The 22,641-nt window shown below is 69.2% G+C and carries 27 protein-coding genes and 1 pseudogene; 25 read left to right on the forward strand and 3 right to left on the reverse strand.

What is annotated here, in order from left to right; genetic code table 11:
• Nucleotides 1-38: 38 nt before the first annotated feature.
• The 8 genes from G4H71_RS14275 (at nt 39) to relB (ending at nt 7,699) form a co-directional block, all read left to right on the forward strand.
• Nucleotides 39-2,231, forward strand: coding sequence for a copper-translocating P-type ATPase (locus G4H71_RS14275; protein WP_083343217.1), 2,193 nt, complete (start codon nt 39-41; stop codon nt 2,229-2,231).
• Nucleotides 2,232-2,271: 40 nt separating this feature from the next.
• Nucleotides 2,272-3,120: a F510_1955 family glycosylhydrolase gene (locus G4H71_RS14280; RefSeq protein WP_072738926.1), complete on the forward strand. Its 849-nt coding sequence runs from the start codon at nt 2,272-2,274 to the stop codon at nt 3,118-3,120.
• A gap of 414 nt (nt 3,121-3,534) precedes the next feature.
• Nucleotides 3,535-3,744 carry a heavy-metal-associated domain-containing protein gene (locus tag G4H71_RS14285; RefSeq protein ID WP_072738927.1) on the forward strand — a complete coding sequence of 70 codons (210 nt, stop codon included), beginning with the start codon at nt 3,535-3,537 and terminating at the stop codon, nt 3,742-3,744.
• Nucleotides 3,745-3,796: 52 nt separating this feature from the next.
• On the forward strand, nt 3,797-3,985 hold the full coding sequence (locus tag G4H71_RS14290) for a hypothetical protein (RefSeq protein WP_072738928.1): 189 nt from the start codon (nt 3,797-3,799) through the stop codon (nt 3,983-3,985).
• Between the two features lie 27 nt (nt 3,986-4,012).
• Complete coding sequence (locus G4H71_RS14295; RefSeq protein WP_255314914.1) at nt 4,013-6,250, forward strand: heavy metal translocating P-type ATPase; 2,238 nt, start codon at nt 4,013-4,015, stop codon at nt 6,248-6,250.
• A 304-nt stretch (nt 6,251-6,554) separates the two neighbouring features.
• The gene (locus tag G4H71_RS14300) at nt 6,555-6,902 is read left to right on the forward strand and encodes a metal-sensitive transcriptional regulator (RefSeq protein ID WP_072739025.1); all 348 of its coding nucleotides are present in this window, start codon (nt 6,555-6,557) and stop codon (nt 6,900-6,902) included.
• A 108-nt stretch (nt 6,903-7,010) separates the two neighbouring features.
• On the forward strand, nt 7,011-7,364 hold the full coding sequence (locus tag G4H71_RS14305) for a type II toxin-antitoxin system RelE/ParE family toxin (protein WP_072738929.1): 354 nt from the start codon (nt 7,011-7,013) through the stop codon (nt 7,362-7,364).
• A 20-nt stretch (nt 7,365-7,384) separates the two neighbouring features.
• A complete protein-coding gene (gene relB / locus G4H71_RS14310; RefSeq protein ID WP_072739026.1) occupies nt 7,385-7,699 on the forward strand; it encodes a type II toxin-antitoxin system RelB family anti-toxin in 315 nt (104 codons plus the stop codon).
• Between the two features lie 165 nt (nt 7,700-7,864).
• On the opposite strand, the gene G4H71_RS14315 is transcribed toward relB, so the two are convergent.
• Nucleotides 7,865-8,422 carry a DUF2269 domain-containing protein gene (locus G4H71_RS14315; RefSeq protein WP_246442139.1) on the reverse strand — a complete coding sequence of 186 codons (558 nt, stop codon included), beginning with the start codon at nt 8,420-8,422 and terminating at the stop codon, nt 7,865-7,867.
• A complete protein-coding gene (locus G4H71_RS14320) occupies nt 8,398-8,658 on the reverse strand; it encodes a hypothetical protein (RefSeq protein ID WP_072738930.1) in 261 nt (86 codons plus the stop codon). The genes G4H71_RS14315 and G4H71_RS14320 overlap by 25 nt, the downstream gene beginning before the upstream one ends.
• Before the next feature lie 98 nt (nt 8,659-8,756).
• On the opposite strand from G4H71_RS14320, the gene G4H71_RS14325 reads away from it, so the two are divergent.
• A complete protein-coding gene (locus tag G4H71_RS14325; protein ID WP_072738931.1) occupies nt 8,757-9,326 on the forward strand; it encodes a TetR/AcrR family transcriptional regulator in 570 nt (189 codons plus the stop codon).
• A 249-nt stretch (nt 9,327-9,575) separates the two neighbouring features.
• A pseudogene (locus G4H71_RS22655) lies at nt 9,576-9,737 on the forward strand (heat-shock protein HtpX); the annotation flags it as partial.
• Between the two features lie 418 nt (nt 9,738-10,155).
• Here G4H71_RS22655 and G4H71_RS14335 read toward each other — a convergent pair.
• The gene (locus G4H71_RS14335; RefSeq protein WP_072738932.1) at nt 10,156-11,037 is read right to left on the reverse strand and encodes a helix-turn-helix domain-containing GNAT family N-acetyltransferase; all 882 of its coding nucleotides are present in this window, start codon (nt 11,035-11,037) and stop codon (nt 10,156-10,158) included.
• A gap of 100 nt (nt 11,038-11,137) precedes the next feature.
• Between G4H71_RS14335 and G4H71_RS14340 the strand changes: the two genes are divergently transcribed.
• The 15 genes from G4H71_RS14340 to cobU all read left to right on the forward strand — a co-directional run bounded on the left by G4H71_RS14340 (nt 11,138) and on the right by cobU (nt 22,630).
• Complete coding sequence (locus G4H71_RS14340; RefSeq protein ID WP_072738933.1) at nt 11,138-12,478, forward strand: FAD-dependent oxidoreductase; 1,341 nt, start codon at nt 11,138-11,140, stop codon at nt 12,476-12,478.
• Between the two features lie 5 nt (nt 12,479-12,483).
• Complete coding sequence (locus G4H71_RS14345) at nt 12,484-13,719, forward strand: MFS transporter (protein ID WP_072738934.1); 1,236 nt, start codon at nt 12,484-12,486, stop codon at nt 13,717-13,719.
• Nucleotides 13,716-14,792 (forward strand): flavin-containing monooxygenase, encoded by a 1,077-nt coding sequence (locus G4H71_RS14350; RefSeq protein WP_072738935.1) that lies wholly within the window; start codon nt 13,716-13,718, stop codon nt 14,790-14,792. Before G4H71_RS14345 ends, G4H71_RS14350 begins: the two co-directional genes overlap by 4 nt.
• Nucleotides 14,793-14,962: 170 nt before the next feature.
• On the forward strand, nt 14,963-15,202 hold the full coding sequence (locus G4H71_RS14355; RefSeq protein ID WP_226435577.1) for a hypothetical protein: 240 nt from the start codon (nt 14,963-14,965) through the stop codon (nt 15,200-15,202).
• 243 nt (nt 15,203-15,445) lie between these two features.
• Nucleotides 15,446-15,985 (forward strand): DinB family protein, encoded by a 540-nt coding sequence (locus G4H71_RS14360; RefSeq protein ID WP_059384781.1) that lies wholly within the window; start codon nt 15,446-15,448, stop codon nt 15,983-15,985.
• A 147-nt stretch (nt 15,986-16,132) separates the two neighbouring features.
• Entirely contained in the window at nt 16,133-16,315 is a 183-nt protein-coding gene (locus tag G4H71_RS14365) for a hypothetical protein (protein WP_072738936.1), read from the forward strand.
• Nucleotides 16,316-16,326: 11 nt separating this feature from the next.
• Nucleotides 16,327-16,776: an Asp23/Gls24 family envelope stress response protein gene (locus G4H71_RS14370; protein ID WP_169847171.1), complete on the forward strand. Its 450-nt coding sequence runs from the start codon at nt 16,327-16,329 to the stop codon at nt 16,774-16,776.
• Nucleotides 16,773-17,318: a DUF6286 domain-containing protein gene (locus G4H71_RS14375; RefSeq protein WP_072738937.1), complete on the forward strand. Its 546-nt coding sequence runs from the start codon at nt 16,773-16,775 to the stop codon at nt 17,316-17,318. The genes G4H71_RS14370 and G4H71_RS14375 overlap by 4 nt, the downstream gene beginning before the upstream one ends.
• Nucleotides 17,315-17,869, forward strand: coding sequence for a hypothetical protein (locus tag G4H71_RS14380; protein WP_072738938.1), 555 nt, complete (start codon nt 17,315-17,317; stop codon nt 17,867-17,869). The genes G4H71_RS14375 and G4H71_RS14380 overlap by 4 nt, the downstream gene beginning before the upstream one ends.
• Entirely contained in the window at nt 17,859-18,080 is a 222-nt protein-coding gene (locus G4H71_RS14385) for a hypothetical protein (RefSeq protein WP_139183310.1), read from the forward strand. Before G4H71_RS14380 ends, G4H71_RS14385 begins: the two co-directional genes overlap by 11 nt.
• A gap of 83 nt (nt 18,081-18,163) precedes the next feature.
• A complete protein-coding gene (locus G4H71_RS14390) occupies nt 18,164-18,427 on the forward strand; it encodes a GlsB/YeaQ/YmgE family stress response membrane protein (protein ID WP_072738940.1) in 264 nt (87 codons plus the stop codon).
• 81 nt (nt 18,428-18,508) lie between these two features.
• Entirely contained in the window at nt 18,509-19,453 is a 945-nt protein-coding gene (locus G4H71_RS14395; protein WP_072738941.1) for an ABC transporter substrate-binding protein, read from the forward strand.
• Entirely contained in the window at nt 19,450-20,475 is a 1,026-nt protein-coding gene (locus G4H71_RS14400) for a FecCD family ABC transporter permease (RefSeq protein ID WP_072738942.1), read from the forward strand. The genes G4H71_RS14395 and G4H71_RS14400 overlap by 4 nt, the downstream gene beginning before the upstream one ends.
• The gene (locus tag G4H71_RS14405; protein WP_072738943.1) at nt 20,472-21,302 is read left to right on the forward strand and encodes an ABC transporter ATP-binding protein; all 831 of its coding nucleotides are present in this window, start codon (nt 20,472-20,474) and stop codon (nt 21,300-21,302) included. Before G4H71_RS14400 ends, G4H71_RS14405 begins: the two co-directional genes overlap by 4 nt.
• Entirely contained in the window at nt 21,302-22,630 is a 1,329-nt protein-coding gene (cobU, locus tag G4H71_RS14410; RefSeq protein ID WP_072739030.1) for a bifunctional adenosylcobinamide kinase/adenosylcobinamide-phosphate guanylyltransferase, read from the forward strand. Before G4H71_RS14405 ends, cobU begins: the two co-directional genes overlap by 1 nt.
• Nucleotides 22,631-22,641 lie beyond the last annotated feature (11 nt).

Here is a 22,641-nt window from a genome sequence, read left to right on the forward strand (position 1 = left end):
GTTCCTCTCGGCCCGTTCGCCATCCCAGGAGGCTTTCGATGTCGCACCCGCAGCACGGACACCCCCACCCGGACCCGGCGCCCGCCGGACACGTTCACGGCGCCGATGCCCAGAGCCCGCCCCCCGACGAGCACGATGCTCACCCCGGGCACGGCGAGCACCTCGCCCACGTCGGACCGGGTGAGCACACCGGGCACGATCGGCACGCCGGGCACGATGGTCACGATCGGCACGCCGGGCACGGTGCACACGGGGAGATGTTCCGCCGCCGGTTCTGGGTGTCGCTGGTGCTGGCGATACCGGTGGTGTTCTTCAGTCACATGGTCGCCGACCTGCTCGGCTACACCATGCCGGACTTCCCCGGCGCCATGTGGATTCCCCCGGTGCTGGGCACGGTGATCTTCGTCTACGGCGGCATGCCGTTCCTCACCGGAGGCTGGGCCGAACTCCGCTCACGCCGGCCCGGGATGATGCTGCTGATCGCCATGGCGATCAGCGTCGCGTTCCTCGCGTCCTGGGTCACCACCTTGGGTCTCGGCGGGTTCAACCTGGACTTCTGGTGGGAACTGGCCCTGCTGATCGTGATCATGCTGCTCGGGCATTGGCTCGAAATGCGTGCCCTCGGCTCCGCCTCCGGCGCCCTCGACGCACTCGCCGCGATGCTGCCGGACACCGCCGAGAAGATCACCGAGACCGGCACCACCGACGTGCCCTTGTCGGAACTGGCGCTCGGGGATCTGGTGCTGGTGCGCGCCGGAGCCCGGGTGCCCGCCGACGGCACCGTCACCGACGGCCGCGCCGAAGTCGACGAATCGATGATCACCGGCGAATCCAAGACCGTGGTTCGCGAAGTGGGTGACACGGTGGTCGCCGGCACCGTCGCGACCGACAGCGCCCTGCGGGTGCGCATCACCGCGGTCGGCGAGAACACGGCCCTGGCCGGTATCCAGCGGATGGTCGCCGACGCGCAGGCCTCCTCGTCGCGTGCGCAAGCATTGGCGGACAAGGCCGCGGCGTTCCTGTTCTACTTCGCCACCATCGCGGGCGTTCTCACCTTCGCGATCTGGACGCTGCTCGTCGGTAACGTCGACGAAGCGGTGGTCCGTACCGTCACCGTGCTCGTCATCGCCTGCCCCCACGCTCTCGGATTGGCGATCCCGCTGGTGATCGCGATCTCCACCGAACGCGCCGCCAAATCCGGGGTGCTGGTCAAAGACCGGCTCTCGCTCGAACGCATGCGCACCGTCGACGTGGTCCTGTTCGACAAGACCGGCACCTTGACCCAGGGCCGGCATCAGGTCACCGGCGTCGCCAGCGCCCACCAGATCACCGACGAGCACCTGCTCGCGCTGGCTGCGGCCGTCGAAGCCGACAGTGAACACCCCGTCGCCCGGGCCATCGTCGCCGCCGCCGAGACCCGTGTCCCAGCAGACGAGCGGATCGCCGCCACCGACTTCCGGTCGCTGCCCGGCCGCGGGGTGCGCGCCCTCGTCGACGGCACCGAAATCACCATCGGCGGCCCGGCCATGCTCAGCGATCTGCGGTTGTCGGTGCCCGCCGACGTCACCGCCGTGACCGGGCAGTGGGTGGCGCGCGGAGCCTCGGTGCTGCACCTCGCCGAAGGGGACCGAGTCCTCGGGGCCATCGCGCTCGAAGACGCCGTCCGCGAGGAATCCCGTCAGGCCATCGACGCCCTGCACGCCCGCGGGGTCAAGGTCGCCATGATCACCGGCGACGCCCGGCAGGTCGCCGACGCCGTGGCAGCCGACCTCGGGATCGACGAAGTCTTCGCCGAGGTGCTGCCCGAGCACAAGGACGCCAAGGTCACCGAACTGCAGCAGCGCGGGCACACGGTCGCCATGGTCGGCGACGGCGTCAACGACGCCCCTGCCCTGGCCCGCGCCGATGTCGGTGTCGCGATCGGCGCCGGCACCGATGTGGCCATCGAATCCGCCGGGGTCGTGCTCGCAGCGAACGATCCGCGAGCGGTGCTCTCGATCATCGCACTCTCGCATGCCAGCTATCGCAAGATGTGGCAGAACCTGGTGTGGGCCACCGGCTACAACATCATCGCCGTGCCCTTGGCCGCGGGTGTGCTCGCGTTCGCCGGCGTCGCGATCTCTCCCGCGGTCGCCGCGATTCTCATGTCCGTCTCGACCATCGTCGTGGCGCTCAACGCCCAACTGTTGCGCCGCCTCGACCTCGACCCCAGCCGTCTGGCTCACACCTGAGCCGGTCACCCGATCGATCCGAAACGAGTTCCTGCTTCTCATGTCGAGTTTTCCCCTGCGCCGGTGGGCGCATGTCCTGGTGCCTGTTGCTGCCGCGGCGGTGCTTGCCGGTTGTGCGACCGGCGAGCAACCCGCAGCATCAGCGGGTTCGGCTTCGTCCCCCGTGGCCTCGGAGGTGCCCGGCGTCGCGTTGGAACCGGCACTCGATCATCTGCACGGTCTGCACCTCGATTCCGGCGGTGTGGTGCTGGCCGGTACCCACACCGGCCTCGTCGAGATCACCGCGAACGGGCGCACCACCCGCGTCGGTGACTCCGACGACGACTTCATGGGACTGACCGGGACGCCGGGCACCGACCGTCTGTTCGCGTCCGGGCATCCGGGTCCGTCGAGTTCGGCGCCGAATCCGTTAGGGCTGATCGACAGCACTGATCGCGGCCGCACCTGGACGCCGAAATCCTTGACCGGCGAGGTGGATTTTCACGCCTTGGCCACCGACGGTGAACTGCTGGTCGGCTTCGACGGCGTGACCGGATTGCTGATCTCCACCGACGGTGGCAGCAGCTGGACCGCGGGCGCTCCGGTGGCTGCGGCCGCGCTCGCCGTCACCGACGCCGGGGTGTGGGCGAGCACCACCGCCGGGCTGCAGCACAGCACCGACGGCGGGCGCACCTTCACTGTGGTGCCGGACGCCCCACCGCTGGCGTTGCTGTCTGCCGCGCAGGACGGCTCAGTGTGGGGCATCGACACGGCCGGCGCTGCGTGGCGCAGCCGTACTGGCCAGAGTTGGGAGCAGCATGCGGTGCTCGGGCCGGTCGAAGCAGTGCTCGCCGTCGACTTCGACACTGCCTACGCCGCGACCGCGCAGATGCTCTATCCGCTGAACTGACCCCGGTGAGCAGTGGCCCGGGCCCTGCGGAACTGCAGACACATTCCAGTGGGGACCACGCGGTCCCAGCGTGGTCCTCTCCGATGTACCGGCCGGCAGCAACTGCGGCCCCCAATACTGCGCCGACCCCAACACTGCGCAACAGATACGGGTAAGGGGTATCTCTGACCTGAACGAAGCAAAGAAGCCCGGTTGAGGCGCGGGACGGGTCCTATCCGTCTTGATTCCTGAAAATACCTTTGCAGACACTCCTTTCGGTGCACGGAGTACAACGGCTCGACCGCAGCGAACGCAGGGCAACATCATCTCCATTGCATACCCTAGGGGGGTATGGTAAAAATGGCTGTGGTTCCGACCAGGAGACTGCCCCGACACGGATTCTGTGTCCCCCATCGATCGAGAAGAGGTTTCGACATGAGCGCCACCACCACCATCACCGTGACCGGCATGACCTGCGGACACTGCGCCTCGTCGGTCCGTGAAGAAATCGGCCGGATTCCCCAGGTAACCGGTGTGAACGTCGATGTGGCCAGCGGCCGGGTCGAGATCGACTCGTCGGCCGAGGTCGACCGTGCCGTCATCGCCGCAGCAGTCAACGAAGCCGGCTACCAGCTCGCCGACTGACAACCCGCTCGAGTCAACCCCACCTATCGGACCCGGACAGGAGATTCTCACGATGAAGGCGTCATCGAAGTTTGCTGGATTCACCGCCGGACTGGCCGTGGTCTTCGCACTCGCCTTCGGGGCAGGCGCTGCGTTCGGCCCCGAGGCCACCCCGACGACCCACACCGACACCACACCCACGCTCGACACCACACCCACGCTCGACACCACCGATCCGGCTCCTGCCGGGCACGGACACTGACCATCGCAGTTCGAGAGGAGCACACAGGTGAATCCCGTCACGCATCCCGCCGACGGCCGGATCGAACTCGATATAGGGGGCATGACCTGCGCGTCCTGCGCCAACCGGATCGAGCGGAAGCTCAACAAGATGGACGGCGTCACGGCCTCGGTGAACTATGCGACCGAGAAGGCACGTGTCGACTATGTCGGTGACATCTCGGCATCCGACCTGGTCGCCTCCGTCGAGCAGGCCGGATACACGGCTTCGGTTCCTGCGCCCCCCACCGCCACCGAATCCGCACCCGCTGCGCAACCCGATCCGACCGCCGCTCTCCGACAGCGGCTACTGGTTTCGCTGGTCCTCAGCGTCCCGGTGATCGCCATGGCCATGATCCCGGCATTGCAGTTCCCGAACTGGCAGTGGCTTTCGCTCACCCTCGCTGCCCCGGTGGTCGTGTGGGGTGCATGGCCGTTCCACAAGGCCGCCTACATCAATCTCCGGCACGGTACCGCCACCATGGACACCCTGGTGTCCATCGGCACCCTCGCAGCTCTCGGCTGGTCGATCTACGCGCTGTTCTGGGGCACCGCCGGCGTGACCGGCATGACGCACCCCTTCGAATTCACCATCGCCCGAACCGATGGCACCGGCAACATCTATCTCGAGGCCGCTGCCGGGGTCACCACCTTCATCCTCGCCGGCCGGTATTTCGAGGCTCGCGCCAAACGCCGCGCCGGCGCCGCACTGCGCGCCTTGCTCGACCTCGGCGCCAAGGAAGTCTCGATTCTCCGGGACGGAGTCGAACAACGCATCCCGGTCGATCAGCTCACCGTCGGCGACGAGTTCGTAGTCCGCCCCGGAGAGAAGATCGCCACCGACGGTGTCGTCGTCGACGGCTCTTCCGCAGTGGATGCAGCCATGATCACCGGCGAATCCGTCCCGGTGGAAGTCGGTCCGGACGACCAGGTCGTCGGTGCCACCGTCAACGTGGGCGGACGAATCCTCGTGCGCGCCACCCGCGTGGGATCCGACACGCAGCTCGCCCAGATGGCCCGGCTCGTCGAGGACGCCCAAACGGGGAAGGCCCAGGCCCAGCGGCTGGCCGACAGAATTTCCGGGATCTTCGTCCCGATCGTGATCGCCCTGGCGGTGGCCACCCTCGGATTCTGGCTCGGCACCGGCGGCTCGGTCGCCGCCGCGTTCACCGCCGCCGTCGCCGTGCTGATCATCGCGTGCCCCTGCGCCCTCGGCCTGGCAACCCCGACCGCATTGATGGTCGGTACCGGCCGCGGCGCCCAGCTCGGCATCCTGATCAAGGGCCCCGAGGTGCTGGAGTCCACCCGGCGAATCGACACCGTCGTGCTCGACAAGACCGGAACGGTCACCACCGGCAAGATGACCCTGCTCGACGTGATCACCGCCGAGGGCGAGGACACAGCCGAGGTACTCCGGCTCGCCGGGGCAGTGGAGGACTCCTCCGAGCACCCCATCGCACAGGCCATCGCCAAGGGCGCCCGAGATCAGGTGGGTGGCCTGCCGGCAGTGCAGCAATTCGCCAACCTCGAGGGACTTGGGGTGCAGGGCACAGTGGACGGTCATGCGGTACTCGTCGGCCGCACGCGACTGCTCGCCGACTACGCGCATCACCTGCCCGATGACCTCGCCGACGCCATGCAGGCCGCCGAAGCCGATGGCAAGACCGCCGTCGCAGTCGGCTGGGACGGTGCCGCCCGCGCGGTCCTGGTGGTCGCGGACGCCGTCAAACCGACCTCCGCCGAAGCAATCACCCAGCTGCGCGGTCTCGGGCTGACGCCGATCATGCTGACCGGAGACAACGCCGCTGCAGCCCGGACCATCGCAGGTGAAGTCGGGATCGACGAGGTCATTGCGGAGGTTCTGCCTGCGGAGAAGGTCGACGTCGTCAAGCGTCTCCAGGATCAGGGCAAGGTCGTCGCCATGGTCGGCGACGGGATCAACGACGCCGCCGCCCTCGCCCAGGCCGATCTCGGGCTCGCGATGGGCACCGGCACCGACGTCGCGATCGAGGCCAGCGATCTGACACTCGTCCGCGGTGACCTGCGGGCGGCAGCGGATGCGATCCGCCTGTCCCGTCGCACCCTCGGCACCATCAAGGGCAACTTGTTCTGGGCCTTCGCCTACAACGTCGCCGCACTGCCACTGGCGGCGATGGGTCTGCTCAACCCGATGATCGCGGGCGCCGCCATGGCCTTCTCGTCGGTGTTCGTGGTCAGCAACAGCCTGCGACTGCGCCGATTCCACTGAACCGCACGGTAATCGGACCGGAAGCACCCGAAGACACACGGGAACCGGTGTGTGGCGCGCCGCGCCACACACCTGCCTCGTTCAGCACCGCACGACCAGGAGAAAGAACATGTCGACAGTGACCACGGCTCTGCTCCGGATCGTCCGCCATCCCGCCGCCCGGGCGGCGGCCCGGTGCGCAGCCGGGTGCGCCGCAGCGGCGATCGGCCACCGCGTGGAGGATTCGCACCTGAACCGTCCGCATACCCCCCGACGGACATAATCGACGATGCCCGCCGTGACAGCCGGATTCCAGGAGGACACCATGGCCACCCCCACCCCCGCGGCCACACCACCCGAGGCTCCCGAAGCCGACTGCCATGAGCACGCGGGACACGGATACATCACCGCCAAGGACGACTACCTCAAACGACTCAAGCGCATCGAGGGCCAGGCCCGCGGACTCCAGCGCATGGTCGAAGACGAGAAGTACTGCATCGACATCCTCACGCAGGTCTCGGCGATGACCAAGGCTCTGCAGGCCGTCGCGATGGGCCTGCTCGAAGACCACATCAGTCACTGCGTCGTCGACGCCGCCGTCGCCGGCGGACCGGAAGCGGACGCGAAGATCAAGGAAGCCACCGACGCCATCGCCCGTTTAGTCCGGTCCTGACCGGAGTATGTGAGGCGCACCTCTACCAAAAATAGAAGTTCAGCGTTATATTGTTGGTGGCTCACTGGCCACGAAGGGTCACACAGGATTGCGGAGGTCGGTCGGTCCATGGAGTGCGAGGTTGTGCTCCTGGACGACGTGGAGCAGTGGTACCTCCGTCTGGTCGAATCCGATGACGGCGACGCGGCTGCTGTCACCGCCGCCATTGATTACTTGGAACGTGAAGGGCCGACGTTGGGTCGGCCTGTGGTGGACAAGGTCAAAGGTTCCCGAGTCCACAATATGAAAGAGCTGCGCCCCAGTGGAACCTCCATCCGGATCCTGTTCGTGTTCGATCCCCAGCGGCAGGCGGTCCTGCTGATCGCAGGAGACAAGGCCGGCGAATGGAAACAGTGGTACATCGACAACATCCCCATAGCCGAGGATCGCTACGACATGTGGCTCGAAGAGCAAAAACGCTAAGGCACCAGGAGGTGTGGAACATGGCTCGACACTGGCGCGAGGTGCGGGCGGAGGTCGCCGAGAAACTCGATGAGCAGGCCGTCAGCAATGCCAGCAAGACGATGCAGGAAGAAGTCCGGGCCCACCGTTTGGTGGAGATCCGTCGCGAGCAAGGGTGGACTCGTCAGGACGCGGTGGCCGAGGTGATGGGGATCTCCCAGTCCCGGGTCTCCCAGATCGAGCGAGGCGACCTTCGGCACACCCAGCTCGGCACTCTGGAGTCCTATGTGGAAGCTCTCGGCGGTCACCTGCGCGTCGTCGCCGATTTCGGCGACCGCTCCCTGACCTTGGGTTGAGGACTGACACCGGCCCAGACGCTCTGCGGCACGAGGACTGGCGGTAGGGGCCGCTCCGCCCAAGATCCCACGTTCGCCTCCTGGCGCTTGGTGACACGGAATGGGGGAATCGCGCCTTGGGCGTGCCTTCTCGGGGCCTGTCAGGCAGAACGTCGCGACCGCGACTCAGGCGGACACACTGGGCGCCGCCCGGTTCCGCAGTGCCCTGCGGTGCCCGTATGCGGTCATCCCGCGCGGCTTGTATACCGCCAGCACCAGCGCAGCGAGCACCACGATCAGCGCGGCGGTGGCATGAACCAGATGGGCCGGATCCTGCAGGACGGCCCGGTCGGCCTCTGACCAGGTCGGCTGCGCCGCGACGGTCGCGGCGTGTTCGATCGAGCGGGTGTAGAGCACCAGAACGACAGCGGCGACCAGGTTGAGCACCAGCTTGAACAGCACCCAGTAGTGGCGCAGCAACCCCCACGCGGTGCCGAGCGAGCAGATCAACCCGGTGACCAATGAGGCCACCGCGAACGGCAGCAGCATCGCGTCGGCGAGCATCGCCATCACCTGATAGCTCCCGCGTACCTGTTCCGGATCGGCGCTGATCAACGTGGCCGCAGCCACCACAAGATAGGTGATGACGGCGCCGAGCCATCCTCCCGAGGCACCGATGTGCACGGCTCGCGCGAGGGTGCGCGCCCGTGGCGTCATCGTCACCGCAGGATCGGTCCGGTCCATGTGTCCGGTGAGGACTCGACGCCGTCGGCGCTGATCATCGGGTGCATCACCGCGGCAGGAGCGGACAGATGCCGGCCCGGACCGTGGTTGCCGCCACTGAGCAGCATCACGGCGACGACCAGCACGATGAGAACGCCGACGACGACGGCGACCACCTTCACCCAGCGTGGCGTGCGGTGTTCCGGGCCGCCGACAGTGCGGCGCGGTGGCGGTGAGGTGGGAGTGGGATCGGTCACCGGCGGTAGCCCCCTCAACACAAAGACGACTCTTTCGATACACACTGTCACAGACGACATCAGTGTGTCGATATGGCGCCACTGCGTATGCTTCGGGGGTGCCGAAGCTATGGAACGAGACCATCGCCTCGCATCGCCGTGCGGTGCGGGAAGCGACCATGGACGCGGCCGCGGCAGTGGTTGCCGAGTCCGGACTCGCCGCGGTGACGATGTCGAAGATCGCCGAACGCACCGGGACCGGCCGGGCCACGCTGTACAAGTACTTCGCCGACGTCGACGCTGTCCTGTCCGCCTGGCACGAACGCCAGATCACCGGTCATCTGCACCATCTCGCTGAGATCCGCGATCACGCCGCCGGCCCCGGCGCCCGGCTCGCGGCGGTGCTCGCGGCATATGCCCAGATCCTCGCTCATCATCCCGGCGGGGCGATCGCGGCCGGGCTGCATCGCGGTGAGCACACGGTGGACGCCCAGCAACGTCTGCACGAATTCGTCCGAGACCTGCTCACCGACGCAGCGGGGGCGGGTGAAATCCGCGACGATGCCACTGCCGATGAGCTGACCCGATACGTGCTGCACGCAATCTCGGCGGCCGAAGGGCTCGACTCACCCGCTGCCGTGCGCCGGCTTGTTGCGATCATCCTGACCGGGCTGGAACCACAGCGCTGACCGCACTCTCGTACTGCCGACCGAAGGCAGGTGCGGGTCTCGGGCCGGGTCGGCGGGCGCAAGAGACAGCAGATCGCCACGATCCGCCGCGGTGACGCCGAGGTCGGCGAGCGTTCGCCGCTCCGCCCGGGCCGACAACGTCGGTGCTGTCGACGGTGGCGTGCGACAGTAGCCCCTTCCCGAAGATATGCGCTACCTCGACTGATCGATCCGGACGACGAGTCGCTCGAGACGGTGCGCGACATTCGCGGTGACACGTGCCCGGTGGTTTCCGGGCACGTCGTATCGGGATGGGGTGCTCAAGGATCCGGCCGGCCGAGGGGTGGGGGCGGTGCGTCCGATCCGCGACGAGATCAAGTCAAGGTCGAGGCGCTGATCGCCGAGCTCGTTCTCGACGTCGCCCGCGCCTGAGTGTCCTGGCACTCTCGATGACCTGATCGTCGCCGGGTCGACGCCTGTTGGGAGTCCATCGGCGGTGCACCGCTCACACGTGCGACACCGGATCCCTACCGAGCCGCAGCACGGTGATCAGATCGGCGGTGCTAGGGGCACCCTCGAGCCCGTCGGCGGTGCGGTAGACGCGGCAGGTCAACCCGACACCGTCGGTGGGGCCGAACGGATCGGTCCCGTCGATGCGGATGGTCGGGGATCCGGGGAAGGCGGCGCGTTCGGCGGCCTCCGGGGTCTCGATACGGCGCAGCCGGATCGGGGGTACCGGCGTTGCCGGTCGCGGCCAGGGCCTCGGCGAGGCGGCCCCGGGCCTCCTCCCAGTTCGGGCAGCCGTCGAAGTACAGCAGTTCGATGTCCATCTTCATCTGAGTCGCTTTCACTAGTTCTCGGCGGCGGAAACGGCCTCGGAGCGGCGTTCGAGCAGCACCGTGTCGCGCCAGATGCCGTCGAGCCGGCCGATACGTTCGCGTACACCCACGGTGCGGAAGCCCGCCGAATGGTGCAGCGCCAGGCTGGCCCGGTTCTCCGGGAAGATCGAGGTCTGCAACGTCCACAACCCGGCCGCATCGGCGGCGATGACCTGGGTGCGCAGCAGGGCCTTGCCGACGCCGCGCCCGCGCATGCCGTCGCCGACATACACCGAGTTCTCGGCTACCCCGCGGTAGCACTCGCGGGTCGACACCGGGCTCAACGCCGCCCAGCCGACCACCTGACCGTCGATCTCGGCGACCCAGCGATGCTCGGGCAGCCACTGCTGCTCGAGATGGTTGCGGCTGGGGGCCTCGGTGGTGAACGTCGCGGTGCCGGTGGCGATGCCGTCGCCGTAGATGCGGCGCACCGCCTCCCAGTCACCGCCTGCGAGTGGGCGCACGGCCACGTCGGCGGGGACGTCCTCGGGGCAGCACGGGCGGGCGGTGAGCACCCCCATGACCGCGTCGGCGGCACTGGGCAGGTCGCTGCAGCAGCTCGGGTTGATCCGCACCACGGTGCTGGTGCCGTGTTTTCCGGTGGTGACGAAGCCGACGTCGGCGAGTTTGCGGACGTGATGGGAGATGGTGGGCTGGCCGATCCCGAGCCTGTCGGCGAGTTCGCCGACGGTGATGCCGGACGGATGGGCGGCGACGTGGTGCAGCAGCCGCACCCGGGTGGGTTCGGCCAGGCAGGCGAACCATCCGGCGTAGGTGGCCGCATCCTGCGGGCTCAGGGCGTCGAAGTCCACCTCCGCGCCAGGAGCGGTGATCGGTAAGCCGAGTGCTGTCATACCCCCACTGTATCGATCAGCATCGATGGTTGCATACATCGACGACCATCGATACCCTGACAGCAGCTTAGATCGATACCCATCGATGAAAGGATCTGTCATGAGCGAGTTGCCCATCGTCGTCGTCGGAGCCGGACCGATCGGCCTGGCCGCCGCCGCCCACCTGCGCGAACGCGGCCTCGAACCGCTGGTACTCGAACGCGGCGACGTCGTCGGAGCCGCCATCACGCAATGGCACAGCGTCCGCACCTTCTCCCGCTGGGCCGAACTGATCGACCCCGCCGCCCGCCGCCTCCTCGACACCACCGGCTGGAAGGCCCCCGACGACGACGCCTACCCCACCGGCCAGGACTGGACCGGGCAGTACCTGAGCCCGCTGGCCACCGCCCTCGGCGACGCGGTCCGCCTCGATCACGAGGTCGTCGGCATCGCCCGCCGCGGCCGCGACCGCATCGTCGACGCCGGCCGCGACACCGAACCACTGTCGGTGCACATCCGCCACCGCGACGGCACCGACACCCGCCTGCTCGCCCGCGCCGTCCTCGATGCCTCCGGCACCTGGAGCACTCCCAACCCCCTCGGCGGCGAAGGCCTGCCCGCCCTCGGTGAACGCGCCGCAGCCGAGACCATCACCTACCGCGTCCCCGACCTGGGCGACGATGCGGTGCACACCCGCTACGCCGGCCGCCACACCGTCATCGCCGGCAGCGGCCACTCGGCACTCAACGCAATCGTGGCGCTGGCCGAGCTCGCCCGCACCGCCTCCGGCACCCGCCTGACCTGGGCGGTGCGCCGCGGCGAGGTCGGCGCCGCGTTCGGCGGCGGCCAGGACGACCAACTGCCTGCCCGCGGCGCCCTGGGACTGCGCGCGAAAAAGGCCGTCGACGACGGGCTGCTCACCGTGGTCACCGGGTTCCGCACCGCCGCCGTCGAACCCGCCACCGACGGTCAGGTCGCGGTGGTCTCCGATACCGGAGCCCGCCTCGAGGCGGTGGACGAGATCATCGCCTCCACCGGCTTCCGGCCGGACCTGTCGTGGCTCTCGGAAATCCGTCTCGACCTCGACCCGGTGCTGCAGGCCCCGACCGCGCTCGCCCCGCTGATCGACCCGAACGTGCACTCGTGCGGGACCGTCTACCCGCACGGCGTCGCCGAGCTCACCCACCCCGAACCCGGCTTCTATGTGGTCGGGATGAAGAGCTACGGTCGGGCCCCGACGTTCCTGGCGATGACCGGCTACGAGCAGGTCCGCAGCATCGCCGCCGCCCTCGCCGGTGATCATGATGCCGCCGCCCGCGTCGAGCTGACCCTGCCCGAGACCGGAGTGTGCGGCGGCGCCGGAGTGTTCGACGACCCCGCCGCCGACACCGCCGACGCGGGTGGGTGCTGCGGCCCCGCGGAGCCGGCGTTGGTCACCCTCTCCGCCCGCGCCGGCGGATAACGCCGGTGACCGACACCTCGATCCGCCCGCAGCCCGGTGCCCTCACCGGGGCCGGGCTGCGGCGGGTGCTGGCGGTGCTGTGCCTGACCGAGATCACCAGCTGGGGCATCCTGTACTACGCGTTCCCGGTCCTGTCGGTCTCGATCTCCGCCGAGACCGGCTGGTCGCCCACGGCGATCACCGCGGCGTTCTCGCTCGGTCAGCTCGCCACCGCGCTCGCGGGTATCCCGGTCGGGCGCATCCTCGACCGGGTCGGACCGCGCACGATCATGACCGCCGGCTCGGTCCTCGCCGTCCCCGCGCTGGTCCTGATCGCGCTCGCCCCCACGCTGCCGGTGTTCTACGCCGGGTGGCTGCTGGCCGGCACCGCGATGGGCGCGGTGCTCTACCCACCGGCGTTCGCCGCGCTGACCCGCTGGTACGGCGACCGCTCCGTCCGCGCCCTGATGATCCTGACCCTCGCCGCGGGCCTGGCCAGCACCGTCTTCGCCCCGTTGACCTCCGCAGTGGATCAGCAGTCGGACTGGCGCACCACCTACCTGATTCTCGCGGCGATCCTCGCCGCGATCACGATCCCCGGGCACTGGTGGGGACTGCGCGGATCTTGGCCCGCCGCGGCCCCACCGGCGAACGGCGCGGCCCTGGGGCACCGGGAGATCGCCCGCAGCCCCGCGTTCTTCGCGCTGGTGGCCGCGTTGGCTCTCGGTGCGTTCACCGCCTTCGCCGGGGTGTTCAACCTGGTGCCGTTGCTGCTCGAACAGGGCTTTTCCCCGTCGGTGGCGGCGGTGACGCTCGGGCTCGGCGGCGGCGGACAGGTCCTCGGTCGTCTCGGTTATCTGACCCTGGTCGCCCGTACCAGCGTCCGCAGCCGCATCGTGGTGATCCTGGCCGCCGCCGCGGCAACCACCGCGCTGCTCGGGGCGGTGACCACGGCCGCTGCGTTGGTCGGCGCGGCGATCGGCGCGGGGCTGGTGCGCGGATTGTTCACCTTGATCCAGGCCACCGCCATCACCGACCGGTGGGGCTCGACCCACTACGGCCGGCTCGGGGGGCTGATGTCCGCCCCGATCGTGGTGGTGATGGCGTTGGCGCCGTGGGCGGGAACGGCCCTGGCCAGCGCGACCGGCAGCTACGCCACCGCCTACCTCGTGCTCGCGGTCGTTGCCGCGCTCGCCGCACTCCTGGCGATCGCGTCCGTGCCGCGGCTGACCCCCACCGACACTGTCGAAGGAACCTCATGACCGACTACGACGCCCTCGTCATCGGTGGTGGCCAGTCCGGCCTCGCCGCCGCCCACGCCCTATCCACCCGAGGCCTGCGCACCGGACTGCTCGAAGCCGGCGACGAGCCCGTCGGGGCGTGGCCGCACTACTACGACAGCCTCACCCTGTTTTCCCCGGCGAAATACAGCGCCCTACCGGGCCTGGCGTTTCCGGGCGATCCGGATCGCTATCCGCGGCGCGATGAGGTGATCGAGTATCTGCGCCGCTACGCCGCCGGACTCGACGTCGACATTGTGACCGGCTCCCGCGTCGAGACCGTCACCTGCGAGCGGGGCGTCTACACCGCCCACACCGCTGTCGGCGGCAGTGTCACCGCGCCGATTCTGATCGCGGCCACCGGCTATCTCGGGTCCCCGAATATCCCACCGCTGCCGGGGCTGGACACGTTCGGCGGCACGGTGCTGCACACCGGCGACTACCGCGACCCCGCTGCACTCACGGGCCAGAACGTGGTGGTGGTCGGTGCCGGTAACTCGGCGGTGCAGATCGCCACCGAACTCGCCGAGGTCGCTACTGTGACTCTGGCCAGCCGCCGACCGCCGAAGTTCCTGCCGCAGCGGATCTTCGGCCGTGATGTGCACTTCTGGCTCACGGTCACCGGAGTCGACCGCGCCCCCTTGGGGCCGTGGCTGCCTGCGTCGCCGACCCAGCAGGTCCTCGATACCGGCCGCTACCGGCGTGCCCTGGCCAGCGGCAACCCGCAGCCGCGGCCGCTGTTCACCGGCCTCGACGACCGCCGGGTGTTCTGGCCCGACGGCGCCGCCACCACCGCCGACACCGTGCTGTTGGGTACCGGTTATCGCCCGCACCTGCCCTATCTGACCGGTCTCGGCGCTCTCGACGAGACGGGCCGGCCCCGGCACCGGCAGGGTCTCTCCACCACTCATCTGGGGCTGGGGTATGTCGGTCTCGAATGGCAGCGCAGCCTGTCGTCGGCGTCGTTGCGCGGGGTCGGCCGCGACGCCGGCCGGGTCGCCGATCGGGTGGTCGCCGCCGCCCGGTCCCGCCGCGCACTGCCTATCCGTCCCTGACCGGCGCTGCGTCCATAGATGTTCACGGAAACGGTGACACCATGGACGGCACACCGCCCGTCCCCTCGGGGGCGGGTTTACCTATCTCTCGTGCGATCCGTCGCCGATTCGAGACGGTGGGCGGCATGTCTGCCGCCGCATGCCCGCATCCGCGTTTACCATCTGTCTCAATGAGAACCCGCGTCGTCGAACGGGTTCCGGCCGACACGACCGCGGGAGCGGCGCTGATGGACATGGACGAACAGTTGCACCAGCTGGCGTGGCAACTCCAGCACAACGGACACGACTGGAGTGAAGTCGCCGCCGAGCTCGGCTGCGACGAAACCGTCGCCCGGGCCATGGCCGACCGATACCTCGCCGACTCCGAGACTCGAGCACAGAAGGACCAATTCTCGCTGTTCGATCTCTGAGCGGCGCACGTCATCCCGCGCTGCTGCTGTTACGCCAGCCGTCCGGCGGTCACGACACGGCGATCCGCGCCGCGCCACTGCGGCAGGTACGTCCGACGTGGCATCCGAGGGTCGACGGGGGCGCTATATCGATTCGCGACATGAGACTGAATTCGGCCGGCAGTTGTGGAGGCCGCCCGGGAGGGGGAAGTCTGGTATCGACGGCCATCGAGTGCCGTCGGCTCCCTGGACAGGTGGTGGATCATGGGCCATTCCGAGCGGGTGGACAGGGCCGCTATCGCCGGCGAGCTCGAACGCACCCGTGTGCATCTGCACCGGCTCCTCGCCGACGCTTCCGACACCTCGTTGCGGAGTCGATCGGCGGGGACGCGGTGGACCAACGAGCAACTGTTGTTCCACATGGTCTTCGGGTACATGGTGGTGGCGGCGCTGCTGCCCTTGGTGCGGATGGTCAGCCGGCTGCCCGCCGGAGTGGAGCGTCGATTCGCCCAGGTCCTCGATGCCGGTACGCGGCCTTTTGACGTGGTGAATTACTACGGTTCATGCGCTGCAGCCCTGGTGTTTGACCGGAACCGGATGGGCACGAAAGCCGACCGGGTCATCGGTGCGCTGAGCCGCCGACTGCAACGCGAATCGGAGCAGGCGTTGGGACGGGGAATGTTCTTCCCGGTGCGCTGGGACCCGTTCTTCACCGATTACATGACCATTGGTGAGCTGTACCGATATCCCGTCAGACATTTCGATTTCCACGAACGACAGCTCACTCTCGATCGTCCGCATTGAGTCAGAACTCAGGCTTCGAGGCAGCAGACTCTTCGATTCGGTTCTCGCGGCTTGGGCACAGGACCGAAACATCGTCCGGGATGCCTGAGGATTCCGACAAGATCGTGAGAATCCCTGACTGACACGAAATTGGAAAGCCGCAGGCCCGTGCGCCGCACTACTGACACCTCCGGCGGGAACCTACAGCTGCTCGGAGTCGCCGGGGCCACCGGCGGACTCACCGGGTTCCTCCTCGCCCTCGTCCTGGGCGTGGTGGGGTACCTCGTCGGAGGACACCGGGACGGCGAGATCGATCTCGCCATGCTGTTCCGGGGGCGCGGCCGTGGATGAGGGGAACACACGTGACTGACACGACGACGACCACGCCGACGAGCCCGACGCTCGCCGTCGGGGATCTCGGGAACTCCGGTGTCGCACCCGATCCGGTACGCACCCCGCACCTCGACGACCGCGGTGCGCTGGTGGTGCGGGAGAAGGCCGCACAGCGGATCGCGCAGCGTGCCACCACCGGCACGGACGGGGTGTTGGTATCGGCATCCTCCGGCCCGTTCGGGCGGCTCGCGGCCCGTGAGCTCCCCCGGGTACGGGTGGCGGTGTCCTCGGGGCGGGCGCGGGTGCGCGTCGACATCGCGGTCGGCTGGGGCCGATCCGTCGAGGAAGTGGGTACCGCGGTGCGCAGAAACGTCTCCGAGGCGCTGACGGAACTGGGTGGGCTCGCGGTGCACGGTGTGGACGTGGCCGTCGCCCGGATCGTTCCGGAACGTGCGAACACGGGAGAGGGGCCGGAATGACGACGGACGACGCGATCCTGCGTACCGGCCGCGAGCCGGTACGCCCCGCGGCTGCGGGATACGTCGGCGCGCTCGTGGCGATCGCCCTACTGGCCGTCGGAGTGATCGCACTCCGGGATGCCGCGGTGTCGACACCGTGGCTCGACGGCGAGCGATGGATCGACTCCGGAGTGAGGGCCGTGGACGGAGCGAGTCCGCGTACCTGGATGGTGCCGGTGGGGGTGCTGCTCGCTGTGGCGGGAGTGCTGGCGCTCGTCGTCGCGGTGAAGCCGCGCGGCAAGGTCGGTACCGCCGTGTCCACGACCACAGGAGTGTGGATCGAACCCCGCGACATCGCCCGACTGGCCACCGCGACCGCCGAATCCGTTCCCGGTGTCGTCGAAGCCCGCTCCACCGCGACACGGCGCAAGGTCTCCGTGCTCGTCACCACCTCGGACGACTCCGTCGACACGAACCCGGTGGAAGACGCCGTGAACCAGGCATTCTCGGCGATGGAGACACCGCCGAAAGTACGGATACGAACTCGGAGGAACCGGCCGTGACCAGAATCGCCACAGCGGTGGACCGTGTCGTCGCATTCCTGGTGGGTCTGGCCCTCCTCGCCGCGGGTGCGGCGGCGATCGTGTGGAACACCGATCTCGTCTCCGGGGCTCCGGAACACCTCACGACTCCGTGGTTCGACTCCGTTCGAGCGGCCGGTTGGTATCCCTGGCTGCTCGGCGGCGCCGGTCTCGCGCTGACACTGCTGGCTCTGCGCTGGCTGTTCGCGCACGGGCCCGCGTCGAAGGTGCGGCGGCTGGTGGTTCCCACGGACGGCGCCGGTGGTGTCGTGTCCGTGGACGTCGGTGAGATCGCCTCGGCGGCAGCGGTCGCGGCGGAGTCGGTGCCGGAGGTGCTCTCGGCCGACGGCCGAGCCGTGGTCGATCGTGGAGTGCCCACCGTGGAACTCGACGTGACCGTCTCCCTTGCCGGCGGCATCGACACCGCGCTCGCCTCGACGGAGCAGGTGCGCGAGCAGCTCTCGGCGATGGTCGGTCCGCTCGTCGCGACCCGTACCCGGGTCCGGGTCGAGCGAGGTGCCCGTGTCCGTTGAGGCTCCGGGCAGGTCGCTCCACTCACCGCAGTCCGAGGCGCTGGTCGATCAGGCACCGGGAAAGCTCGTGCTGGACCTGCTCGGAATCAGTGCCGTCGCCGCCGTTCTCGTCGGCATGTCGGTGGTGCCGCCACTGTGGGCCGGTGTGGGCCTGTGCGCAGGGGGAACCGTTCTCGCCCTGCGTCGAGGCCGCCGCGCGCGGCATCGCTGAGGGCGGCACCAGGTCGCGAGACCGACATCGACACACCCCAGGTGCCGGCACGGGTCGGCACCGGAACTTCTGAAGGAGAAAACATGTTGGGTCTGGGAATTCTCGGTTGGATCATCATCGGCGGAATCGCCGGATGGATCGGAAGCAAGATCATGGGAACGGACGCGCAGCAGGGCATCGTGCTCAACATCGTCGTCGGAATCATCGGCGGCGTGCTCGGCGGCTTCCTGCTCAACCTCTTCGGCGTCGACGTGGCCGGGGGCGGAATGTTCTTCAGCTTCCTGACCTGCCTCCTGGGTGCGGTCATTCTCCTGTTCGCCGTCAAGAAGGTCACTGCGTCCCGCTGAATTATCGCTGCGTCCCGCTGAAGGTTCAGGGCTTCGGCACCGTTCGAGAAATCCGCGTCGCGGGTGGGTTAGGCTGCGAAAATGACCCCCCACCTGCGACGCGGGCTCGTGTTCGTCCTGGCCGCGATCGTGACGACCGCGGCCGCCTGCGGCACCTCCACCGACTCGCCGGAAGCGCATTCCCCGCCGACCGGCGACGGCGCCTTTCCGGTGACGATCGGCACCGGCGACGGATCGGTGACGATCGAGTCCCGGCCGGAGTCCGTCGTCTCCCTGGGCCCCACCGCCACCGAGATGCTCTACGCCGTCGGCGCGGGCGACCAGGTGGTCGCCGTCGACGACCGGTCCGACTATCCGGAGAACGCGCCGCGGACGGCTCTGTCCGGTTACACCCCGAACGTGGAGGCCGTCCTCGGCTACGAGCCGGACCTGGTGGTCACCACCGAGGACTCGGCCGACCTGGTGTCGGGGCTGGCGACGGCACGGGTGCCGACCCTGGTGCTTCCCGCGGCGCAGACCCTCGACGACGTGTATGTACAGATCGAGCAGGTCGGTGCCGCCACCGGGCATGTCGGCGACGCCGCGGAGGTGGTCGCCGGTATGCAGACCGACATCGCAGAGATCCTCGACGGACTGCCGGACCGTGAGGTGCCGCTGACGTACTACCACGAACTCGACGACACCTACTTCAGCGTCACGGACGCGACCTTCATCGGCGGGATCTACTCGATGCTCGGGCTCCGGTCGATCGCCGAGGGCCCCGACGCGTATCCACAACTGTCGGCCGAGTTCATCCTGCAGGCGGACCCCGACGTGATCTTCCTGGCCGACGGACAGTGCTGCGGTGTCACCCCCGAGACCGTCGCCGAGAGGGCCGGCTGGCCCGAGCTGACCGCCGTGCGTGAAGGGCGCGTCTTCGTCCTGGACGAGGACGTCGCCAGCCGGTGGGGCCCGCGCGTCGTCGACCTGATGCGTGAGGTGGGCGGGATCGTCGCGGCGATACCCGCGGCCGCACCCGCCCCGTGACGTCACCGCGTCACCCGGCGGTCGCCGTCCTCGGCGCGGCCGCGGTGCTCGTGGTCGCGATCTCGGTCGGAATCCTCGTCGGCCCTGCCGATCTGACGATCCGGGGTGTGGTCCTCGAACTGGTCGACGCACTGCCTTTCGTGGACGTCGATTCCGGACTCACCACCCGGCAGCAGGCCATCCTGTGGGACATCCGGATGCCCCGGGTGGTGCTCGGCGCACTGGTCGGCGCGATGCTCGCCATCGCCGGAGCCGCGTATCAGGGAGTGTTCCGGAACCCGCTGGCCGACCCCTACCTGCTCGGTGTCTCGAGCGGAGCGGGGCTGGGTGCGACGCTGGCGATCGCCACGGGCGGAGTGCTCGGCATGGTGGGTGTCCCGGTGGCCGCGTTCGTCGGCGGCCTGCTCGCGGTTGCCGCGACCTACGCCCTCGGCCGGACCGTCGGCGGCGCCCGGTCCGAGGTGGTCATCATCCTCGCCGGTGTGGCGGTGGCGGCGTTCGCCAACGCCGCTCAGACGTTCTTCCAGCAGTTCCACGACGATTCGTTGCGGCAGGTGTACGCGTGGCTGCTCGGCAGACTGAGCACCGACGGCTGGTCCGACGTGCTGATCGTCCTGCCGTACGTGGTGGTGTCGGCCCTGGTGATCCTGCTGTACCGGCGGACGCTCGATGTCATGGCGGTCGGCGACGTCGAGGCGGCGAGCCTCGGTGTCCACCCGGCGCGGGTGCGGCTGATCCTGGTGGCGGTGGCGACTCTGGGGACGGCTGCCGTGGTGAGCGCGAGTGGACTGATCGGGTTCGTCGGCATCGTCGTCCCGCACGCGGTGCGGCTGATCGTCGGGCCCGGGCACCGGCTGCTGCTCCCGCTGTCGCTGATGGCCGGGGCGGCGTTCCTGGTGCTGGCGGACGTGCTGGCGCGCACCGTGATGTCGCCGGCAGAGCTGCCGATCGGTGTGGTCACGGCGGCGATCGGGGCACCGTTCTTCCTCGTGGTGCTGCGGCGGAGTCGAGGTGTGTCGTGACCGCGGTGTCGTGTGTGCGGGTCGGTGTGTCCCGAGGGTCGGTCCCGGTGGTCCACGAGGTGGATCTCACCGTGCGGAAGGGCGAGTGGCTCGGGCTGGTGGGACCGAACGGGTCCGGCAAGACCACACTCCTGCACGCACTGGCGGGGCTGATCCCGGCGTCGGGCGAGGTGCGGATCGCGGGTGTCGACCCGCAGCGGACCGGCCGCCGGGCGACGGCACGGGCCGTCGCGCTCATGCCGCAGCGGCCGACGGTTCCCGAGGGGGTGAGCGTGCGCGAACTCGTCCGGCTCGGCCGGACCCCGCACATCGCCCGCTTCGGGGTGGAATCGGTTCACGACCGGGAGGTCGTGGAGGAGGTGCTGGACCGGTTGGATCTGGAACCGCTCGCGGCCCGGCCGGCCGGTGCGCTGTCCGGGGGCGAGTTGCAGCGTGTGGTTCTCGCCCGTGCACTCGCGCAGGAGCCCGAGGTGCTGCTGCTCGACGAACCCACCAGCGCGCTCGACATCGGCCACCAGCAGCAGGTACTGGACCTGGTGGATTCGATGCGACGCGAGCACGGGCTGACCGTGCTGGCGGCGATGCACGATCTGACGTCCGCGGCGCAGTACAGCGAGCGTCTGGTGCTGCTCGACGGCGGCCGGGTGGTCGCCGACGGGTCACCCGCGGAGGTCCTGACGGCGTCGCGGATCGCCCAGGTGTACGGGGCCAGGGTGGAAGTTCTACACCGTCCGGGAAGCACCCCCGCCGTGCTGCCGCTGCCGGCTGCGGGTGAGACTGGGAACGACTCGGCCGGAGCCGGGGATGCCGGCGGGGAGGGACAGTGATGGAGGTGCTGCTGCTGGGCACCGGGGCGGCCGACGGCTGGCCCAACCCCTTCTGCACCTGTGCGTCGTGCCGGAAGGCGCTGGCGCACGGCCGGATTCGCGAACAGACCGCGGCGCTGGTGGACGAGACGCTGTTGCTGGATTGCGGCCCCGAGGTGCCCCGGGCCGCGCTGCGGTACGGGCGCTCGCTGTCCGGTGTCCGGCATCTGTTGATCACGCATGCGCACTTCGATCACCTCGGTCCGCAGGCGCTGTTGCAGCGCTCGTGGGCCGACGGTGCCGGGCCGCTGGACCTGGTCGGGCCGGCCGATGCGCTGGAGGCGTGCCGCACCTGGGTGGGCCCGGACGATCCGGTTCGGTTCGTGCCCGTCGCGGCGGGTGATTCCCTCACGGTCGGCGACTACCGCGTCCGGGTGCTGGCTGCCGAACACCGGGTGTTCCGTGACGGCGACGCGGTGCTGTACGACGTCGAAGGGGCCGGCGGCCGGATCCTGTGGGCGTGCGACACCGGGCCGCTTCCCGCGCACTGGTACGGGCACGTCGCCGACGCCGGATTCGATGCGGTGTTCCTCGAGGAGACGTTCGGCGACCGACTCGACCACGGCACCGATCATCACGATCTCCCGGCGTTCGCGCACACCGTCGAGAAGCTGCGCGAATGTGGGGCGGTCCGGGACGACACCGACGTCGTCGCCGTGCACCTGGGGCATCACAATCCCGACATCGACACATTGCGGCTCCGGCTCTCGGAATCCGGGGCCCGGCCGGGGACGGACGGAGAGGTGATGGTCGTGGGCGAACCGATCGGACGGAGGACGCTCGTGCTGGGGGGAGCGCGGTCCGGGAAGTCCCGGCACGCGGAGCGGCTCCTGGAACCGTACGGCGCGGTGACCTACGTGGCGACCGGAGGCATCCGGGAGGGCGACGCGGAGTGGGCGCAGCGAGTGACGCTGCACCGCGATCGTCGTCCGTCGTCGTGGTCGACGCTCGAGACCGTCGATGTGGCGCAGGTGCTCCGGGAAGCTCGTGAACCGCTGCTCATCGATTGTCTCGGTACCTGGCTGACGGCCATGCTGGACCGGCACGGGGTGTGGGACGGTGGCGACGTGACGGCCACCTCGCGGGACGTCGACGATCTGCTCGACGCATGGACGGCCTGCCGGGTGCCGGTGGTGGCGGTGAGCAACGAGGTCGGCAGCGGAGTGGTTCCGGCGTCGGCGTCGGGCCGCCTGTTCCGCGACCTGCTGGGGCGCGTCAACGCCGCCGTCGCCGAGCGGTCCGACACGGTGACGCTGCTCGTCGCCGGCCTTCCCGTCCCCCTCCGCTGACCCCGACCCGG

Source organism: Rhodococcus triatomae (genome assembly GCF_014217785.1).
Lineage (GTDB): Bacteria > Actinomycetota > Actinomycetes > Mycobacteriales > Mycobacteriaceae > Rhodococcus_F > Rhodococcus_F triatomae.

What these genes read in the sequence shown, in the direction of transcription:
- G4H71_RS14355 (WP_226435577.1), top strand. Translation starts at nt 14,963, where the DNA reads ATGAGAACCCGCGTCGTCGAACGGGTTCCGGCCGACACGACCGCGGGA.
- G4H71_RS14285 (WP_072738927.1), top strand. Translation starts at nt 3,535, where the DNA reads ATGAGCGCCACCACCACCATCACCGTGACCGGCATGACCTGCGGACAC.
- G4H71_RS14315 (WP_246442139.1), bottom strand. Translation starts at nt 8,422, where the DNA reads ATGGACCGGACCGATCCTGCGGTGACGATGACGCCACGGGCGCGCACC.
- G4H71_RS14340 (WP_072738933.1), top strand. Translation starts at nt 11,138, where the DNA reads ATGAGCGAGTTGCCCATCGTCGTCGTCGGAGCCGGACCGATCGGCCTG.
- G4H71_RS14390 (WP_072738940.1), top strand. Translation starts at nt 18,164, where the DNA reads ATGTTGGGTCTGGGAATTCTCGGTTGGATCATCATCGGCGGAATCGCC.
- G4H71_RS14305 (WP_072738929.1), top strand. Translation starts at nt 7,011, where the DNA reads ATGGAGTGCGAGGTTGTGCTCCTGGACGACGTGGAGCAGTGGTACCTC.
- G4H71_RS14275 (WP_083343217.1), top strand. Translation starts at nt 39, where the DNA reads ATGTCGCACCCGCAGCACGGACACCCCCACCCGGACCCGGCGCCCGCC.
- G4H71_RS14360 (WP_059384781.1), top strand. Translation starts at nt 15,446, where the DNA reads ATGGGCCATTCCGAGCGGGTGGACAGGGCCGCTATCGCCGGCGAGCTC.
- G4H71_RS14290 (WP_072738928.1), top strand. Translation starts at nt 3,797, where the DNA reads ATGAAGGCGTCATCGAAGTTTGCTGGATTCACCGCCGGACTGGCCGTG.
- relB (WP_072739026.1), top strand. Translation starts at nt 7,385, where the DNA reads ATGGCTCGACACTGGCGCGAGGTGCGGGCGGAGGTCGCCGAGAAACTC.
- G4H71_RS14300 (WP_072739025.1), top strand. Translation starts at nt 6,555, where the DNA reads ATGGCCACCCCCACCCCCGCGGCCACACCACCCGAGGCTCCCGAAGCC.
- G4H71_RS14375 (WP_072738937.1), top strand. Translation starts at nt 16,773, where the DNA reads ATGACGACGGACGACGCGATCCTGCGTACCGGCCGCGAGCCGGTACGC.
- cobU (WP_072739030.1), top strand. Translation starts at nt 21,302, where the DNA reads ATGGAGGTGCTGCTGCTGGGCACCGGGGCGGCCGACGGCTGGCCCAAC.
- G4H71_RS14280 (WP_072738926.1), top strand. Translation starts at nt 2,272, where the DNA reads ATGTCGAGTTTTCCCCTGCGCCGGTGGGCGCATGTCCTGGTGCCTGTT.
- G4H71_RS14350 (WP_072738935.1), top strand. Translation starts at nt 13,716, where the DNA reads ATGACCGACTACGACGCCCTCGTCATCGGTGGTGGCCAGTCCGGCCTC.
- G4H71_RS14335 (WP_072738932.1), bottom strand. Translation starts at nt 11,037, where the DNA reads ATGACAGCACTCGGCTTACCGATCACCGCTCCTGGCGCGGAGGTGGAC.
- G4H71_RS14395 (WP_072738941.1), top strand. Translation starts at nt 18,509, where the DNA reads ATGACCCCCCACCTGCGACGCGGGCTCGTGTTCGTCCTGGCCGCGATC.